Source organism: Neisseria sp. P0009.S007, from assembly GCF_051962515.1.
The window spans coordinates 1-939 of sequence record NZ_JBQCVF010000616.1 but is presented as its reverse complement, the minus strand read 5'-3'; the positions used below and the strand labels follow the sequence as shown (position 1 = coordinate 939).

The window sequence follows — 939 nt, the reverse complement described above, 5'->3', positions numbered from 1 at the left end:
CCTTCGGCATACAGTTTATTCACCGGCACATCATGATCGCCGTTGAACTTACCGGTTTCCAAATCGATATTCGGCTCGATTTGGGCAACCAATTTCCAATCTTTATACAGTTTTGCGCGTAACCAAAACTCCGCATTAAAGTTGGCATTGGTATCTTCAGGCGTCGGATTAACGCTGCTGTTGTTGGCATTGATGTCTTTGGTATCCGCACGCACGCGCAAACCACCATTTATAGTCAATAAATCATTGAAAATACTGATTTTATCGTCATCTTTGCGAATAATACTGCCGGAATTGACGTAATCGTTGGTGGTGGACAAAGCCGCCGCATCACGTCCGCCATCAGCATTCTCTGCCAAAGAATAAGACGATGAAGCCAATAAAATACAGGTTACAATCAGTTTGGTTTGAAATTTCATGCCGACTCTCCAAAAGAAGGTATTGAAAGTGAAGTATTCGATAAAGCGTACAAAATTATGAATTTCGTATAAATTATTCATTTTATTTACTAATTATTTTTATCGTATGTAAATTAGTGTAATCAGTCAAGCAGATTTAAACGCTTTATCCTCTTTCAGACGGCCTCTTGATTCAGGTCAAACAGAATCCTGCTCATCAAGCTGTTCAAACTGCCATTCCAAGGCATCGGCCAATGCCGTCCTGCGTTTTTGATGGCATCCCACAGCCTGACATAATTCCTCCGCATTTCCCCAAAACACAAAACGTTCACGCGCACGGGTAATGGCTGTGTAAAGCAGAGCCTTATCCAAACCTCGGGCTTCTTCTTCGCTTTCCGTCGTTGCAGGCACTGACGGGGGCAACAGCCATACTTCCCGATATTCCGAACCTTGGCTCTTATGCACCGTCATGGCAAAAGCCGATTCAAAATCAGGCAAACGGCTGATGGCAATTTTTTTGAATCCATCTTTCTCAGGAAAA

General features: G+C 43.0%; 1 protein-coding gene and 1 pseudogene. Both read right to left on the bottom strand.

Annotated elements, in window-relative coordinates:
- A pseudogene (locus ACTHS3_RS15190) lies at positions 1 to 500 on the bottom strand (hypothetical protein); the annotation flags it as partial.
- Between the two features lie 96 nt (positions 501 to 596).
- A partial coding sequence (locus ACTHS3_RS15185; RefSeq protein ID WP_440368391.1) for an ATP-binding domain-containing protein occupies positions 597 to 939 on the bottom strand: 343 nt, incomplete at its 5' end.